Origin of the sequence: Epilithonimonas zeae (assembly GCF_900141765.1) — a bacterium.
GTDB lineage: Bacteria > Bacteroidota > Bacteroidia > Flavobacteriales > Weeksellaceae > Epilithonimonas > Epilithonimonas zeae.
In genome coordinates, this window is sequence record NZ_FSRK01000001.1 from 547,080 (window position 1) to 561,885 (window position 14,806).

The 14,806-nt window shown below is 36.6% G+C and carries 10 protein-coding genes; 8 read left to right on the top strand and 2 right to left on the bottom strand.

The genetic code is table 11. From position 1 onward, the window contains the following. Positions 1–3: 3 nt before the first annotated feature. Positions 4–993: a tRNA dihydrouridine synthase DusB gene (dusB, locus tag BUR19_RS02415; protein WP_074233337.1), complete on the bottom strand. Its 990-nt coding sequence runs from the start codon at positions 991–993 to the stop codon at positions 4–6. 85 nt (positions 994–1,078) lie between these two features. Between dusB and BUR19_RS02420 the strand changes: the two genes are divergently transcribed. The 8 genes from BUR19_RS02420 to BUR19_RS02455 all read left to right on the top strand — a co-directional run bounded on the left by BUR19_RS02420 (position 1,079) and on the right by BUR19_RS02455 (position 14,298). Beyond that, entirely contained in the window at positions 1,079–1,456 is a 378-nt protein-coding gene (locus BUR19_RS02420; protein ID WP_074233338.1) for a c-type cytochrome, read from the top strand. A 104-nt stretch (positions 1,457–1,560) separates the two neighbouring features. Then, complete coding sequence (locus BUR19_RS19090; RefSeq protein ID WP_074233339.1) at positions 1,561–3,699, top strand: glucoamylase family protein; 2,139 nt, start codon at positions 1,561–1,563, stop codon at positions 3,697–3,699. Further along, positions 3,699–4,622: a 23S rRNA (adenine(1618)-N(6))-methyltransferase RlmF gene (rlmF, locus tag BUR19_RS02430; protein ID WP_074233340.1), complete on the top strand. Its 924-nt coding sequence runs from the start codon at positions 3,699–3,701 to the stop codon at positions 4,620–4,622. Before BUR19_RS19090 ends, rlmF begins: the two co-directional genes overlap by 1 nt. A 152-nt stretch (positions 4,623–4,774) precedes the next feature. Further along, the gene (locus BUR19_RS02435) at positions 4,775–5,260 is read left to right on the top strand and encodes a T9SS type A sorting domain-containing protein (protein ID WP_074233341.1); all 486 of its coding nucleotides are present in this window, start codon (positions 4,775–4,777) and stop codon (positions 5,258–5,260) included. A 5-nt stretch (positions 5,261–5,265) separates the two neighbouring features. After that, on the top strand, positions 5,266–6,018 hold the full coding sequence (locus tag BUR19_RS02440) for a hypothetical protein (protein WP_074233342.1): 753 nt from the start codon (positions 5,266–5,268) through the stop codon (positions 6,016–6,018). 70 nt (positions 6,019–6,088) lie between these two features. After that, positions 6,089–7,789 (top strand): lysine--tRNA ligase, encoded by a 1,701-nt coding sequence (lysS, locus tag BUR19_RS02445; protein ID WP_074233343.1) that lies wholly within the window; start codon positions 6,089–6,091, stop codon positions 7,787–7,789. A gap of 543 nt (positions 7,790–8,332) precedes the next feature. Beyond that, positions 8,333–12,865 (top strand): glutamate synthase large subunit, encoded by a 4,533-nt coding sequence (gene gltB / locus BUR19_RS02450; RefSeq protein ID WP_074233344.1) that lies wholly within the window; start codon positions 8,333–8,335, stop codon positions 12,863–12,865. After that, positions 12,865–14,298, top strand: a complete 1,434-nt coding sequence (locus BUR19_RS02455; protein ID WP_074233345.1) for a glutamate synthase subunit beta — start codon at positions 12,865–12,867, stop codon at positions 14,296–14,298. The genes gltB and BUR19_RS02455 overlap by 1 nt, the downstream gene beginning before the upstream one ends. Before the next feature lie 75 nt (positions 14,299–14,373). Here the strand turns inward: BUR19_RS02455 and BUR19_RS02460 are convergent, their stop codons facing one another. Continuing rightward, entirely contained in the window at positions 14,374–14,763 is a 390-nt protein-coding gene (locus tag BUR19_RS02460; RefSeq protein ID WP_074233346.1) for a hypothetical protein, read from the bottom strand. Between the last annotated feature and the right edge of the window lie 43 nt (positions 14,764–14,806).

A 14,806-nucleotide genomic window follows, 5' to 3' on the forward strand; every position in this document is an offset into this window, starting at 1 on the left:
TTATTAATTCACATTCTCAACATAAAAATGCTTCGTCTCTTCGATAATTTCGTCAATTTGTTCAAGTGTTAAAGCCTGAAGAAACTTAGTCTTGAATTCTTTAAAATGTGGAATTCCTCGGAAATAATTGCTGTAATGCTGTCTCATCTCCACAATTCCGGGACGTTCGCCTTTCCATTCCACAGACCAAAGTGCGTGATTTTTCACAGCGTCTAATCTTTCAGAAATGGTTGGTTCTGGTAAAATTTCTCCAGTTTCAAAAAAATGTTTGATTTCGTTGAAAATCCAAGGATAACCAATCGCACCACGACCAATCATTATTCCGTCGCAGTTGTATTTGTTTTTATATTCCAAAGCTTTTTCAGGAGAGTCAATATCGCCATTTCCAAAAATCGGAATTTCGATATTTGGATTATTTTTAATTCTTGAGATATGTTCCCAATCTGCTTCACCTTTGTACATTTGAGCACGTGTTCTGGCGTGGATTGTTAATGCTTTGATACCAACATCCTGTAATCTTTCTGCAACTTCATCGATATTAATAGAATCATTATCCCAACCCAATCTGGTTTTTACAGTAACAGGTAAATGTGTAGAACTCACGACAGCTTTTGTTAATCTGACCATCAAATCGATGTCTTTCAAAACGCCTGCTCCGGCACCTTTACAAACCACTTTTTTCACAGGACACCCGAAATTGATATCCACCAAATCTGGTTCTACAGTCTCCACAATCCTTGCTGACATTGCCATTGCTTCTTCATCGCCGCCAAAAATCTGGATTCCAACCGGTCTTTCATAATCAAAAATATCGAGCTTTTTACGACTTTTAATCGCATCACGAATCAAGCCTTCCGAAGAAATAAATTCCGAATACATCAAGTCTGCGCCGTGCATTTTGCACAGTTTTCTGAAAGGTGGGTCACTTACATCTTCCATCGGCGCCAGCAAAAGTGGAAAATCCGGAAGTTCTATGTTGCCAATTTTTACCATTCTGCAAAGATAATAATTCCTGTTCGGACTAATTTAAAATCAGTCTTAATTCCTTATTTAATAAATTTGTGATATAATAATCAATATGAAAAGAGTATTTGTAGCAGCTGTATTAGCGGTAATGTTTTCCTGTTCCAAGAATGATAATTCTGGTAACCAAAATGTAATTACTTCTGAGCCAGAACCAGCGCCAAAAGTTGTTACTGACCCAATCGCAGAGGGGAAATCTTTAATTGAAGGTTCAGATTGTTTAGGTTGTCACAAATTGGATGAAAAAATGATTGGTCCTTCTTACAAAGAAGTTGCAGAAAAATATGAGAATACACCGGAAAATGTAGAAATGCTGGCAGAGAAAATCCTCAAAGGAAGTTCTGGCGTTTGGGGCGATGTTCCGATGCCGGCTCACGGATTTAGTAAAGAAAATGCGAAATTTATGGCGCAATATATTTTGTCCTCGAAATAGAATTATATATTCTGAATATAAGAATTAAAGGCAGTTTTTTAACTGTCTTTTCCTGTTTATGTCTCTTTCGGAGAATTTGATTATCTTTTCAAAAACAAAATCTAATGAAGTCTATCTTATATTCTGCTTTATTTCTTTCCGCATTGTTATGTGCTCAGGAACATCAATATGATTATACTTTTTTCACGAACAGTTTGATGAAAGATAATTTCTTTTATGGAAATATAAAGTCTTCCGGAAGCTCTTCTGTCAAAAATCAGAACAATAAATTATTGGTTGATAGAAATGAATTCCATTCTCCGGGAAATTCTATCTTGCTGGATTATAAAAATGCAAAAGACGGAAAATGGGAAGCATCTATAGAATATGAAGAAGTAAGAGGAAAGGATTTTTTCAACAAAGCTAATTTTCTAAGTTTTTGGATTAAATCTGAAAAGAATGATTCTAATATTTTACCAACTGTAAAACTTCAAAAAACAGATGGGACTTTTTCAAAACCAATTACACTTAAGTTGACGAAAAAGAATCAATGGGAAAATATTCTAATCGATATTTCAAACCTTGATATTTCTGTTATAAATAACCCAAGATTAATAAAAGCCGTCATTTTCTCTCAACCCGAAAATTCTGAATCAAATAATAAAATTTGGCTTGATGATATTGCCTTCATCGATTCAAAAGAAAAGAAAATCATTTCTGAAACGCCTAAGATTTCATCAGCGAAAGGTTATATGAAACACGTTGACCTGAAATGGAATCCATTAACAAATGACAATGTCCGATACGTAAAAATCTACCGCTCAGAAAATGGTAAAGACTTTAAACCGATCGGAATTCAGGATTCTTATATTGACAGATTTGCAGATTTTACCAATGAAACAGGAAAGGTATATTCTTATAAAATAAGTTTCCTAGACAAGCTTTTCAATGAATCCAAATTATCAGAAATTATTTCTACCGAAACCAAAAATATGTCGGATGAGGAATTGATGACGATGGTTCAAGAAGCTTCTTTCAATTATTATTGGGATGGCGCAGAAACGGAAAGCGGTTTGTCAAAAGAAAATACGAACGGAAGACAGAATATGATTGCAACAGGCGCTTCAGGTTTCGGAATTATGGCTTTGATTGCAGGAACAGAAAGAGCTTTTATCTCAAGAAAAGAATCGGTTGAACGTTTTACAAAAATCGTGAACTTCATCGAAAAAGCCGACAAATATCACGGCGCAGTTGCTCATTTCATCGATGGAAAAACAGGGAAAACCGAACCTTTTTTTGGAACAAAAGATAACGGAGCGGATTTGGTGGAAACTTCTTTTTTAGTTCAAGGCTTGCTCGCTGCTCATCAATATTTCAATAAAGACAATGCCGAAGAAAAAAACATCAGACAAAAGATTGATAAATTCTGGAAAGGAATCGAGTGGAATTGGTTTAAACAAAAACCGGATAGCAAATATCTCTATTGGCACTGGTCGCCTGACCAGGGTTGGGTAATTAACCATAATTTGATTGGCTGGAACGAGACGATGGTCACTTACCTGATGGCAATCGCTTCTCCAACGCATTCTGTGCCAGCAAGTCTGTATTATTCGGGTTGGGCAAGTCAGGATAAAATTGCGCAGGATTACAGAAAAGATTGGGGAAATTCTAATGAAGGCGCAATGTACACCAACGGAAATACTTATTACGGAATCAAGCTGGATGTCGGTGTCAACAAAGGTGGTCCGTTGTTTTTCGCACATTATTCCTTTATGGGCTACGACCCGCACGGTTTGACGGACAGATATACCAACTACTTCAAGAATAATCAGAACATTGCCAAAATTAATTATCTATATTGCGTCGAAAATCCGAAAAAACAAAAAGGTTACGGCAAAGATGGTTGGGGTCTAACGGCTTCCGACGGACCAAATGGCTATAATCCGGATGAACCTGTAGAAAGAGAAGATACAGGAAAACTGACACCAACTGGTGCAATCGCATCTTTTCCGTACACACCAACCGAATCTATGGCAGTTCTGAAAAATTTCTACCTCAATTACGGCGATTTCCTTTGGGGTGAATATGGTTTCCGCGATTCATTTGATTTGAATAACAATTGGTGTTCGCCAATCTTTATGGGGCTGAATCAAGCGCCAATGACCGTGATGATAGAAAACTACAGAACCAGCTTGATTTGGAACTTATTTATGAGCCATCCGGATGTGAAAACCGGAATCCAAAAATTAGAGAAAGAAAAATAATGACCGAAAAATCCAGCCTTCATCCCAGAAATATCCACCGAAATTCCTATGATTTCGAAGAATTGATTGCCTCGGTTCCCGAACTCAAACATTACGTTTTCAAAAATGATTACGATACATTGACTATTAATTTCAGTCTTCCGCAAGCTGTGAAATTGCTCAACAAAGCCTTGCTTTTGAAATATTACAATATCAAAGATTGGGACATTCCGGAAGGCAATCTTTGTCCACCGATCCCTGGACGTGCAGATTACGTGCATTATTTGACAGATTTGTTAGCGGAAGAAAATGGCGAGATTCCAACTGGAAATTCAGTGAAAGGTTTGGATATCGGAACTGGTGCAAATTTAGTTTATCCGCTAATTGCTAATAGTTCGTACGGCTGGAATATTTTGGGAACAGACATTAATAAAGATTCTCTGGAAAATGCTCAGAAGATTTTAGACAGCAATCCGGATTTGGTAGAAAATATTCATTTGAAATTCCAACCAGATTCTGATTTTATCTTTAAAAATATATTGTCGTCCGATGACAAATTCACATTCTCGATGTGCAATCCGCCTTTCCACGAATCTGCAGAAGATGCATTGCAAGGCAATCGCAGAAAAACCAAAAATCTTAGACACAACAAAGCTCAAAAACCAATTCTCAACTTCGGCGGAAATCAATCCGAGCTTTGGTGCGAAGGTGGCGAGGAAGCTTTTATCAAGAAAATGATAAACGAAAGTGTGCAGTTCAAATCCCAGGTTTTGTGGTTCACCACTTTGGTTTCCAAAAAAGACAACCTGCATCAGCTGACGACTTTATTAAAAAACCTCAAAGTCCCAGAGTTCAGAACCATCGATATGGCACAAGGTCAGAAAATCAGCCGGATTTTGGCTTGGACATTTGTACCGAAAAATAATCGGAAGATTTTCTTTTAGATCCTAATAGCTTTTTTAAAGTAGTTTAAAATATTCAAAACCTTTCAAATTTTCAATCTGTGAAAGGTTTTTTTTATGCGAAAAATACTCCTTTTGAGGTATTTTACTTGTCAATAATGAAATCTAACTTTGGATTTATAAAATTATAGTTTATGAAATCTAAAATTTATTTTTCAGGGCTTTTGTTGTTTTCATTTATCTGGAATGTTAAATCACAAAGCCTCACGCTTTCCGGAGGGGAATCCGAAAGTAGTTCAGGAGGAAGTATCTCTTCTTCTATAGGGCTTTCGCCAGCTACCGTTGCCTGGAATGGGTCTTACACAGTTTCGTCTGGTAGCCAGCAACCGTACGAAATTTCTATGCATTTGAGTGTTGTAGATATCAAAAATAAAAATATTGATATCAAAATCTATCCAAATCCTTTTTCTGAAAATGTCTCTGTGAAATTTTCGCAGGATTATAAAAAAGAAAAATACGACTATAGAATTTTTGACTTAAATGGCAGATTGATTATTAAAGGAGAATTAAGAGAAACCGCAAATATTCTCAATCTACAAAATCTATCAATAGGCAATTATATTCTGGAGATCAACCAGTTTGGGATAACTATTAATACTTACAAAATCATCAAAAAATAAAAATTATGAAAACTTTTTTACAAATTTTAATCTTGTTTGTTTCTGTATCAATTTTTGGACAAACATCAAACAAGTTTGGATATCAAGCTGTTGTTAGAGATGCGCTTAATGGGTTATTGCAAAATCACAATTTAAAAGTAAGAGCAAGTATCCTAATTGGGAATAATGCAGTTTATTCGGAAGTTCACTTGCCAAAAACCAATGATAATGGTTTGTTTAATTTACAAGTTGGAGGTGGTGTAGCTGAATCAGGGAATTTTAGCAATATCGATTGGAGTCAAGGAAATCTTTTTTTAAAGATTGAGACAGATATATTGAATGGTTGGGGATATAGTATAGTTAGTAATACGGAACTACTAAATGTTCCATTTGCTAATTATGCGGATAAGGCTAGAGAACTATCAAATCCTGCTGCTACGATTTCTGGTTTATATAAGGGTATTTATAATAGTAGTTTACCAAGTAATATATATTATATGATAATTCAGTATCTTAGTCCCAAAAAAATTAAATGTGATATATTCTACTCTCAAAATATAAGTACAGGAGCTTATTCTCAGGATATTATATCTATGATTGGCGATGTGGAAAATGTAAATAATTATTCCGCTAAAAATATTTGGTTTAATATTGTTCTTAGCAGTAACGCTAATCCAACTTGGATTCCTTCGCAATTACAACCAAATGTTTTTGAAGGAAGTAAAATTACTTTTTTTGGATCAAGTGGATCGTCAGTTATTTTTGATAAGATTGAATAAATATTTTTACTTTCAATTTTTTACATATTTTAATTTCATAAATTTGCAGTTCCAAAAAAATTGAATTAAAATGTCATTATCAGAACAGGAAATTATCCGTCGCGAAAAACTACAGAAATTGACCGATTTGGGAATCGATGCATTCCCAGCCGCTGAATACAAAATCACAGATTCCACAAAATCTATAAAACAGGATTTCGAAGAAGGGAAGAAGGTGGTGATTGCCGGAAGATTGATGTCCAGAAGAATCCAGGGGAAGGCAAGTTTTGCAGAATTGCAGGATTCTGAAGGTAGAATTCAGGTTTATTTTAACCGTGATGAGATTTGTACTGGTGAAGACAAAACTTTATATAATGAGGTTTACAAACATCTTCTAGATATCGGTGATATCATCGGAATCGAAGGTGAATTGTTCAAAACTCAGGTTGGAGAGATGACAGTAATGGTGAAGAATTTCACATTGTTGACAAAATCTCTTCGTCCGCTTCCACTTCCAAAAGTAGATGCTGAAGGTAATGTTTTTGATGGTTTCACAGATGCAGAATTGCGTTACAGACAACGTTATGCAGATTTGGTCGTGAATCCTCACGTGAAAGAAATTTTCGTAAAAAGAACAAAATTGTTCAATGCGATGAGAACGTTCTTCAACGATGCCGGATATTTTGAAGTTGAGACGCCGATTTTGCAATCAATTCCTGGTGGAGCAGCAGCGAGACCATTTATTACTCATCACAATGCTTTGGATATTCCTTTATATCTTAGAATTGCCAACGAATTATATCTGAAAAGATTAATCGTTGGTGGATTTGATGGCGTTTATGAATTCTCGAAAAACTTCAGAAACGAAGGAATGGACAGAACGCACAATCCGGAATTTACAGCAATGGAGATCTATGTAGCTTACAAAGATTACAACTGGATGATGGATTTCACAGAAAAATTGCTGGAATTCTGTGCAACTTCCGTGAACGGCTCTGCGGAATCAACTTTCGGCGAACACAAAATCAACTGGAAAGCGCCTTATCCAAGGGTTTCTATGACAGAAGCGATTTTGAAATATACAGGATTTGACATCACTGGAAAATCTGAGCAGGAGTTATTCGACTTCGCAAAATCTATCGGAATAGAAGTGAACGAAACAATGGGCAAAGGAAAATTGATTGATGAGATTTTTGGAGAAAAGTGCGAAGGGAACTTCATTCAGCCAACTTTCATTACAGATTATCCTGTTGAGATGTCGCCTTTGACCAAAAAACACAGAAGCCAGGAAGGTTTGACAGAGCGTTTCGAATTAATGGTTTGCGGAAAAGAAATCGCGAATGCTTATTCGGAATTGAATGACCCGATTGACCAAAGACAACGTTTTGAACATCAATTGTTATTATCAGAAAAAGGAGACGATGAAGCAACAGGCTTTATCGATGAAGATTTCCTTAGAGCTTTGGAATACGGAATGCCTCCAACTTCTGGTTTAGGCGTAGGAATGGACAGATTGATAATGTTCTTGACCAATAATCCATCAATTCAGGAAGTTCTTTTCTTCCCTCAAATGAGACCAGAAAAGAAAACTCCAACCGTTGAATTAGGAGAAGATGAAAAAGTAATCCTCGAGATTCTTAATTCTCAAGAAGATGCGCTGGAATTGAATGAAGTAAAAACCCGTTCTCAGCTTTCCGGAAAAAAATGGGACAAAGCTTCTAAAACTTTAACTAAAAATAATTTGGTAAAAGTTGAGAAAATTGATGAGGTTTTATTAATGAAGTTGATTTAATGTTTTCTTTAAATTGTTATTGAAAATTATTTATAATAAAATTAAATTTATTAATTATTTAAATAAATTTAATTAATGATGATAAATTTTTAAAATTAAATTTGCTTTTTATTTTTTAATTTCTAAATAATTAAAAACCCTTTTAAATAAATAACTTTATCAAAACATAATATTGTTTTGGTTTGAAACTGAATTTAAAATATTACACCCCTAAATTTTTTAGGGGTGTTTTTGTTTTATATTCGATTTTAACTCAATATCATATTTTTAGAAAGATTAGATTTAATTCTACGTTTTTCCAATCCTTATTGAAATGTATATTTTGATTAATTGTCTGATTGTTAATACTTTGGTTATTTTATATGTTAATTCAGTTTTAACAACTTTTTGCCCAATGTTAAATTAATGTAAATTATCGGCAAATAAAAGATGTTTTATTTGTTTTAAATCTTATTTGTAGTTTTTATAATTGCTGATTCGGTAATTTAAAATCATTTTTGACTCTTTTTTCATTAAGTTTGTTAGTATACAAAATTGATGTAGATGAAAAGAGCAAGGGGAACTTCCCAAAAATCCATTTCCAAAAATCAAGGACTTTATTTACCAGAGACAGAATTTGACTCCTGCGGAGTTGGTTTTGTGGCTAATATAAAAGGACTCAAAAGTTTCAAAATTGTCAGCGATGCAATTACGATGCTCGAAAATATGGAGCATCGTGGTGCTACAGGTTATGAAAGTAATACAGGTGACGGCGCAGGAATTCAAATCCAACTACCACACGAATTGCTTTTCGATGAAGCCTTAAAGTATGGAATTGATATTGCCGAACCTGGACAATATGGTGTTGGGATGCTTTTCTTTCCTCAGAATAATTTCATCAGGCAAGAATGTAAAGAGATTATTGAGCAATCGGCGGAAAAGTTAGGACTCAAAATTTTGGGTTATCGTCCTGTTCCTGTTAGCAATATAGATTTAGGAGATTTGGCAAAAAGCGTAGAACCTGTGATGGAAATGCTTTTTGTAGAGCGCCCTTTTGATATAGAAACTGATAAAGATTTTGAGAGAAAATTGTTCGTTTTCAAAAATTATATTTCACATCAGATTACGAGCGTAACAAGCAATGACCCAATTGGTTTTTACGTCGCTTCTTTTTCCTGTAAAAAGCTGATTTACAAAGGTCAGTTGCGTTCGGTTCAGATTCGTAACTATTTCAAGGATTTGTCAGACCCGAGATTGCGTTCGGCTTTCGGAATGGTGCATTCACGTTTTGCAACCAATACAAATCCGACGTGGAGTTTGGCGCAACCGTTTCGTTTTTTGGCTCACAATGGCGAAATCAATACGATTGGAGGGAATCTGAATTGGTTGAAATCTTCAGAAAAAACATTCGAAAGTTCCAATTTTACTGCTCAGGAAATGGATATGATTTTGCCAATCACAAAACCAGGACAATCCGATTCTTCCTACCTTGATAATATGGTAGAATTGCTTTATCATTCGGGCCGTTCGCTTCCGCATACAATGATGATGCTGATTCCTGAGGCTTGGGATGGTCACAAGCAAATGGAAGATTACAAGAAGGATTTTTACGAATTTCACGCTTGTATGATGGAACCTTGGGATGGTCCTGCTTCTATTTCTTTTACAGATGGCGAAATGATTGGGGCGACTTTGGATAGAAACGGACTTCGGCCTTCACGATATTGCGTTACTTCTGATGACCGCGTTATTATGGCTTCGGAGTCGGGTGCTTTGCCTGTAGATCCACAAAAGGTCATAAAAAGAGGTCGCCTTCAACCTGGAAAAATGTTCTTGGTTGATATGAAGAAAGGCGAAATCATAAGTGATGAAGCGCTGAAAAAAGAGATTTGTACTTCTCGGCCGTATAGAGATTGGTTGGATAAAATGAAGATTAATATCAACGAATTGCCAAGTCCGAAAATCCGTTTTAACAAATTACAGTCTGAAGATATTTTCAAATATCAAAAAGCTTTCGGGTATTCCAGAGAAGATTTGGATGTCGTTATCAAAGAAATGGCGGAGCAGGGAAAAGAACCAATTGGTTCTATGGGTTTTGATGCACCTTTGGCTGTTCTGAGTGAAAAACCGCAACATCTCAGTTCTTATTTCAAACAATTATTTGCTCAGGTGACAAATCCACCTATCGACCCGATTCGGGAAAAGTTGGTGATGTCTTTGACTACAATTCTTGGCGGAAGCGGTAATCTTTTGGAAGAAGATAAAAACTTCGCCCATTCTATAAAATTAGATGACCCGATTCTGAATAATGAACAATTGGAAAAGTTGAGAAGTGTAGATACGGGGAAATTTCAATCGAAAACCATTTATACTTATTTTAAGACGGATGAGAAGGAAGGAACTTTGAGAAAGGCAATTGATAGGATTTGTCGTTATGCGATAGATGCTGTGGATGACGGGTTTGAGGTTATTGTGCTTTCCGACCGTTCTTTGGATTCTGGTCATGCGGCAATTCCTTCTCTTTTGGCGTGTTCTGCGGTTCATCACCATTTGATAAGAAAAGGTGTTCGTCGAAAAATTGGAATTGTGATGGAGGTTGGCGATGTCTGGGAAGTTCATCATTTTGCGGCTTTGCTGGGTTTTGGAGCTACGGCTATCAATCCTTATTTGGCTTTGGCGAGTATCCGCGAAATGTTCCATAAAAATGAATTCGGAAGCGAAATAGAATTAGAAAAATTAAAAAATAATTATAGAAAAGCGGTTGGAGATGGACTTTTGAAGATATTTTCAAAGATGGGAATTTCTACATTGCAGTCTTATCACGGCGCTCAGATTTTTGAGATTATTGGTCTTAATAAAGCGGTTGTTAATACGTGTTTCACCGGAGCGATTTCAAGAATAGATGGAATTGGGTTTGATGAAATTGCAAAAGAAGCTTTGACAAAACATTTCAATGCGTTTGGTCGGAAATTACCTCAACAAATCTTAGAGCCGGGCGGCATTTATCAATGGAAACCGGAGAACGAATATCATCAGTTCAATCCGCAATCTGTCCATCTTTTGCAACAGGCAACTTGGAATGATCGTTATGATATATTCAAGAAATATTCAAGAACGGTCAATCAACTTTCAGAGAAAGCTTCACTTTTACGCGGTTTGATGGATTTTAAAAACGACAGACAATCGATTTCTATTGATGAAGTTGAGCCGGTAGAGAATATTTTAAAACGTTTTGCAACGGGCGCGATGTCTTTTGGTTCGATTTCTTATGAAGCGCATTCTACATTAGCAATTGCGATGAATCGAATTGGTGCAAAAAGCAATACGGGCGAAGGAGGAGAAGATGAGAAGCGTTATGTTTTGGATGAAAATGGAAATAATTTGCGCTCGGCAATTAAACAAGTGGCATCGGGAAGATTCGGTGTTACAGCGAGATATTTGGCGGAAGCAGAAGAGCTTCAAATCAAAATGGCACAAGGTGCAAAACCGGGCGAAGGTGGGCAATTGCCTGGTTTCAAAGTGGATGAATGGATTGGAAAAACCCGACATTCTACGCCGGGTGTTGGTTTGATTTCGCCACCACCACATCACGATATTTATTCGATTGAGGATTTGGCGCAATTGATATTTGATTTGAAAAATGCCAATCGCCACGCCAGGATTTCGGTTAAATTAGTATCAAAAGCAGGTGTAGGAACGATTGCTTCCGGCGTTGCAAAAGCAAAAGCTGATCATATTCTGATCTCAGGTTACGACGGTGGGACCGGAGCTTCGCCTTTAAGTTCTACAAGGCATACAGGTTTACCGTGGGAATTGGGATTGGCGGAAACTCAGCAAACATTAATCAAAAATAAACTGCGTCATCGTGTGGCTTTGCAAGTTGATGGTCAGGTGAAAACAGGTCGTGATATCGTCATAGCAACTTTGCTTGGGGCGGAAGAATGGGGGATTTCGACTTCTGCGTTGATTGTTGAAGGTTGTATTTTGATGCGAAAATGTCACCTTAATACTTGTCCGGTTGGTATTGCTACTCAAAATGAAGAACTGAGGAAAAAATTCAAAGGAAAACCTGAGCATTTGGTTAGTTATTTCACTTTTTTGGCAATGGAAGTTAGGGAAATTATGGCGAGTTTAGGCTTTAAAACGATTGATGAAATGGTTGGGCAATCCCAATGTTTGACTACGAAAAAAGATGTTTCATTCTGGAAACACAAACAAATAGATTTGAGTCCTATTTTCTTTAAGTCCGAAACTGATTTGCCGATTATTAAAAGTGAAGACCAAGATCACGGGATTTCCGATTCTTTGTCTTGGAAAATGTTGGAGGCTTCACAAAATGCTATTAATGAAAATCAAACGGTTGAAGCTGAATTTAATATCAAAAATACTGATAGAACAATCGGAACAATCCTCTCTCACGAAGTTACCAAAAAATATGGCTCGGAAGGAATGTTTGACAATTCTCTGAAATTTAATTTTAAAGGAACGGCGGGACAAAGTTTTGGAGCGTTTTGCAATAAAGGAATCACGATGATTCTTGAAGGCGATGCTAATGATTATTTTGGTAAAGGTCTTTCCGGAGCTAATTTGGTGGTTTTTCCGAATAAAGAATCAGTTATCAAGGCGCATCAAAATAGCATCATCGGAAATGTGGCTTTGTATGGTGCGACTTCTGGGAGGATTTTTGTGTGCGGAATGGCGGGTGAACGTTTTGCGGTTCGTAATTCTGGTGCAATGGCGGTTGTAGAAGGCGTTGGTGATCACGGTTGCGAATATATGACAGGAGGAACAGTTTTGATTCTTGGCGGAGTCGGAAGAAACTTTGGAGCTGGAATGAGTGGTGGAATAGCTTACGTGTGGGACTTGGAAAGGTCTTTGGAAACTAATTTTAATCCTGATATGGCAGATTTGGAAGAGATTACAGAAAAAGATAAATCAATCATCAAAGATTTGATTAATGAACATTTGGAAATGACGAAGAGCGAATTAGCGTCGTATCTTCTAAGTGATTTTGAAAATAATTTGAAACATATCATCAAAGTTTATCCGAGAGATTATAAAATGGCGATGGAAAATAAGATAAATGAGTTGAAGTAATGGGAAAAACAGATGGATTTTTATTGTACAATAGAGAGTTGCCAAAGAAATTTCCTGTAGAGGAAAGGATTCGTAACTATAAAGAATTTTATGTGCCAATTGCGGAAGATTACCTTCATAAGCAGTCGTCGCGGTGTATGGATTGTGGTGTTCCGTTTTGCCAAAGTGGTTGTCCGCTTGGGAATATGATTCCGGAATTCAATGAAGCGGTTTATAAAGAACAGTGGGAAAAGGCCTATGAATTATTGATTTCAACCAACAATTTCCCCGAGTTTACAGGTCGGATTTGTCCTGCGCCGTGCGAAAGTGCTTGTGTTTTGGGAATTAATAATTTGCCTGTCGCAATCGAAGAAGTGGAAAAAAATATTATCGAAATTGCTTTCGAAAAAGGATTTGCAAAACCAATTATTCCTCAAACCCGAACTGGAAAAAAAGTTTCAGTCGTCGGTTCTGGGCCTGCTGGTTTGGCTTCGGCCTATCAGCTGAATCAAATGGGACATTCGGTTGTAGTTTTTGAACGTGATCCAGAAATTGGTGGTTTGTTGCGTTTCGGAATTCCGGATTTCAAATTGGATAAAAAAATCATCGAACGCCGTGTGGAATGGATGAAACAGGAAGGAATTGAATTCAAAACTAATGTCAATGTCGGAGTTAATTATTCTGTGGAAGATTTGGATAGGAATTTTGATGCGGTTGTTTTGGCTTTGGGAAGTACAGTTCCGCGAGATTTGATGATTCCAAATAGGGATGCAAAAGGTGTTCATTTTGCAATGGATTTTCTTTCTCAGAGTAATAAAAAAGTGAGTGGAATTCCGTTCAGTGAAAAAGATATTAATGCTAAAGGGAAAAAAGTGGTTGTGATTGGTGGAGGTGATACGGGTGCAGATTGTATCGGAACTTCTAACCGACAAGGCGCAGAAATTATTTATCAAATTTATTACAAGCCAATTCAACCGACAGAACGCGACGGAACAATGCCTTGGCCGACAATGCCGATGACTTTGCATATTACATCTTCTCATGAGGAAGGTTGTGAACGAAAATGGTCTGTTAATTCCAAAGAATTTGTAAAAGATGAAAACGGAAATCTTATTGGCCTTCGTCTTGTGGAAGCTGAATGGACAAAAGATGCAGATGGGCAATGGAATCTCTATACAGAAAAACCGAATTCAGAATTTGTTATCGATTGTGATTTGGCTTTCATTGCGTTAGGGTACACGCACGTGGAGCATAAAGGTTTGGTGGAAGATTTGGACATCACCCTCGATCCAAAAGGAAATCTTATCGGAAATGATAAAGAATTCAAAACGAACAAAGCAAAATATTTTTCTTGCGGTGATGCCAGAAAAGGGCAGAGTCTTGTCGTTTGGGCTATAGCGGAAGGGCGGAAGTGTGCAAATAAAGTGGATGAGTTTTTGAGTGTTGATAAATAGAATGTTATTCTAAATTTTTTAAATAAAAAAAGCGAGTTCATGTTTGAACTCGCTTATGTTTTACAGAAAGTTTAATTACTTAGCTGTTGCAGCGTTGGTAATATCCTGAGCCAATTTTGTGTAATAATCTGTCCAAAGTTTTTGGTCTTCGGCAGTCATTTTGGCCATTGCTGTTTGTGATTTAGTAGCCCATTCCTGTGCTTTTGCAGAGAGTTCTTGGATTTTCTTTGCATCTTGAGCTTTGCTTGCTGCTATCATATCTTTAACATAAGTGTTGTATTCCTCTGCGAATTTTGTGATTTCAGGGTCACTGAATTTTGGAACATCAGATGATTCAACTACATCAGTTACTTTTTCAGCGGCTTTTTCTGTTGCAGCGGCTTCCGGCGTTTTAGCTTCTTCTTTTTTACAAGAGCTTAGTGTTAGTGCTACAAAAGCACCCAAAATAAAAATTGATTTTTTCATGAAAATTGATTTTTGTTTAGTTTTATAAAAGTAATTATTTTAT